A 3,316-nucleotide genomic window follows, 5' to 3' on the forward strand; every position below is an offset into this window, starting at 1 on the left:
CACCATCGCAAATCGTCGCTTGCAGCATCGACTGCAGGCCGCTTAAACTCTAACCCCTGATGAGCCAGAGCCCCCTTCGCAGCCCGCCTAATCAGTCTCAAATCATCTGACGACGAACAGTATGGAGCGCATGTGGGATTGGTTTCTCCTTTGTGATCACCTATGCGACTCCGACCGGCCCCGGCTTTCACGGACGTGGTGGCTATGTGGCGTCGTGGCGGCCACTTGACGACAGCCGTGCCGCCATAAGAATCGGTGGCTCGCCCTTCAGAACGTTCGCCAAGACTGAGGGAGCTTGCAACAAGATGATGGAATATCTGATGCAGGAGAACTGATGTGATCGGAGGCTGAACGCCAACTGAGTCGTACGTTGTGAGCGCGCCTGCCAGGTAGCCTGGGTCGCCACAGCTTGCGAGACTTGGCGGTCGAGGAGATACCTTCCGCCGTTGTTTCACCACCCGGCTTGTCGCTAAGTGGGGTTGACGGTCAAGTTGATTTCTAGTTCGTAAGGATCTTGCAAAGCGCAGCCTCACCGCTGCGACGATATTCTGTTCAACATCGTAGCATCGATTGGGGGCTCTTGCGCGCACAGCTCCTTGGACATTGAGAGCTTACAACGCGTCAGCATGCTCCTGCTGGAGAGGGGTGCACTTGTCCCACCAGTAATGTCCGGCTCACGACGTCGATGTAGAGAACCCGACAACGGCTTTCGCCAGACCACTCCCTGGCCGTCTCGCAAAGCACGCTATATCCTATCCTCGGCAGCGCTCAGAGCGCTTTCTTTCGCGGCATGCCGATTGCAGAGGTGAGCATGATCACCGACGCGACATGGCTTCGGTGACTTCAACCTTGCCGTGATCCGAGCCATAGCTCTTCACCGGCGCGGCACGAACATCTGCATATCGACAACCGGCGCACATCGAACAACCAAATGATCGAACTGGACAACGCTTATCGCAGATCAACACTCAATGCTTCGCAGCCGAAGATAGCCTGGAACTTCTGGCCGCTTGCGGCGCTTCTTCTCAATGCGCTTCTCTGGGCTGGGATCTGCTGGACGATCGCGCCGCTCCTATAATCGATAATCAGTAAATGGCGCGCCATACTCGCTTTGCGCAAGCAACACTGCTACCGAAACGTACGGACCTGGGAGAGGATATCGTGACGCGCACACAACGAACGCACTGGTCTTTGCTTCCCAAAATCAACTTCTGTGCTGTAGTTCTTATTGTCGCAACGGCATCTCTGTGCCTCGAATCGGCTGGTGCGCGAGATCAGCCGCCGACAGACGCGGAGAAAGACGCCTGCATCCAGGACGTGTTTCGCCTATGTAGCGACTACATCCCGGATCCCATCGCCATCACTGCGTGTCTCAGAGCCAAGCAGGCGAACTTGAGTCCTCAATGTCGCTACATGATTTCCATTCGCGACACGGCCAAAAACGGTTCGAAGTGAGGTACGACGGACCATCCTGCCCCTTCGATCGTCGCCCGCGCCGCGCCCAGCGAGCCAACAATTGCGCCGTGGATGGTCGATTCACGGTCGACAGATAAGCTTGCGGAGCTATCGAAAGCGGGCCAACCCGCTCCAAGTGACGGAGATTTCGTTTGAGTTGCTTGTTTGGATAGACGAATGCACAAACTGCCTTTCGATACAGTCCTTATCGCCAACAGAGGCGAGATCGCCGCCCGCATCATCACGACATTGCGGAAGCTGGGCACCTTCTGCAGTTGTCTACCACGAGGTCGATGCGCGAAGCCCGGCAGTCTCCATGGCCGACACAGCGATTCCTATTAGCGGTCGCACGCCGATCGCGGCCTGGCCTCGGATCGCGAAGACTAGGGCGAAGCAGCTTGCCCAGATAATCAACGCAAAGGCCGTGGCTGAGGCTTAGGCTCTCACTTTTGTGTGCACGCAGGGGTGCCAAAAGATAAGTAGTGATGTCCCCACCAATGATTGAAGCACTCGCATCTATGGCAAAGATAGAACGCATCATTCGGAAATTCCGGGAAATGATCGATAAAGACAACTCCATCCCCCCAGCGGAGTACGTTGCACACAACACTCGATAAGCATCCCTCGGTGCAAAGAAGCAGATTCTTGACAATTTTGGAACCCACTAGGTGCTGTCTTGCCGTTAACCGCAGAGAGCTGCCGACATGATTCCAAAACTCGGAGGCGGCGCCGTCTTCGGGCCCGGTGGTGCGGATGGCTCACGCGTATTATACTGATGGCGACGACGAGAGCATGAGCCACGACCCAGTCCTGCGCGAACGTCTTCATGCCCGGAAGCCCAGAATCGTAGGGATAACGTCCCTGGAAAATCGCTCGGCTTTTCAAGGCCGAAGTGCGCAAGTACTATCTGGATGATATCGCCGCAGCGAGAATGGAAGTGAGACGCCAGAGCTGCGCGCTTCGATCACGCCAAACCCCTTGCCGCCTGGCTCGGCTTCGATTTTCTCGACGTCTTCACCGGCGGCGTTTCCGACCGAGTTTACCGCGCCGTACCGCAAGACTCGATGGCCTCGGCGTCGACGGCAGGGGCGCGCATACGCACTATGAGCAGCTCTGCATTTCGTTAGTTGAACCGCGTGGGCGGCTATAGCATCGGCCCTACCAGACGCTGCGGTGATTGCTGCGCGACGCGATATCTGCCATTGCCATTTGCCGCCGCGGCGCGCTCGCGCATTCGCGCGGCTCGTTCTTAAGGGCATGCGCCGCAGCGAGCGTGCATCTCGTGATTCGCGTTGGCTGGACAAAGGGCACGCTATCGCGTGAGCGTCGATTGCTGAGGAAGTGGCACTATGTATTTCTCCATGCCGGCGACTAATTAATGTTGGCACTGCGAGCTCTTCCACTTTTCCTATCGTCGTTGCCTGGTGAGCACCGGAACAATTGATCCAGCGACAAGTCCAAGGGGCTTGAATCGCCCGTAATGTTAAATTGTACGATCTCAAGGTACACCAGCCTCGGGCTGGTCGAGATAAGGATTGCGAATGTTCGAGCGTGTCAGAGTCGCACCGCACCGGTTTTATCTCGATTATCGCGACAGTGCCGTTTGCGGGTTGTCCTGATGCGCTCGAGAATCTATGGTCGGCACCCTGCGCCTTCTCTGATCCACATCGCTGGAGAGCTGGTCAATTCAGAAGACGTCAACGTCATCCCTACCGCGCTATGCGGCTCCCCTATTGCAGATTGGAAACCGAGTTCCTCCTGTTCGCCGTCAGAGCCCTTGAGACAAATTGAGGGACTTCACGAAGGGAGGATTTCTGGTTCATCGTAGCCGCAAGGAGCGAAGATGAAGCAGAAATCCGGA

Annotated in this window: 2 protein-coding genes and 1 pseudogene; all 3 read left to right on the forward strand. The window is 56.5% G+C overall.

Annotation, left to right across the window (positions count from 1 at the left end; genetic code table 11):
• Positions 1-931 precede the first annotated feature (931 nt).
• Entirely contained in the window at positions 932-1,078 is a 147-nt protein-coding gene (locus tag AC630_RS45865; RefSeq protein ID WP_167561335.1) for a hypothetical protein, read from the forward strand.
• 554 nt (positions 1,079-1,632) lie between these two features.
• On the forward strand, positions 1,633-1,797 hold the full coding sequence (locus AC630_RS47415; protein WP_245330605.1) for a biotin carboxylase N-terminal domain-containing protein: 165 nt from the start codon (positions 1,633-1,635) through the stop codon (positions 1,795-1,797).
• Positions 1,798-2,396: 599 nt separating this feature from the next.
• Positions 2,397-2,605, forward strand: a pseudogene (locus AC630_RS47420) (M20 family peptidase); the annotation flags it as partial.
• Positions 2,606-3,316: the final 711 nt, after the last annotated feature.

This window comes from Bradyrhizobium sp. AS23.2 (assembly GCF_001908185.1).
GTDB lineage: Bacteria > Pseudomonadota > Alphaproteobacteria > Rhizobiales > Xanthobacteraceae > Bradyrhizobium.

Coding starts and splice junctions, on each gene's coding strand:
- AC630_RS45865 (WP_167561335.1), top strand. CDS start 932: ATGATCGAACTGGACAACGCTTATCGCAGATCAACACTCAATGCTTCG.
- AC630_RS47415 (WP_245330605.1), top strand. CDS start 1,633: ATGCACAAACTGCCTTTCGATACAGTCCTTATCGCCAACAGAGGCGAG.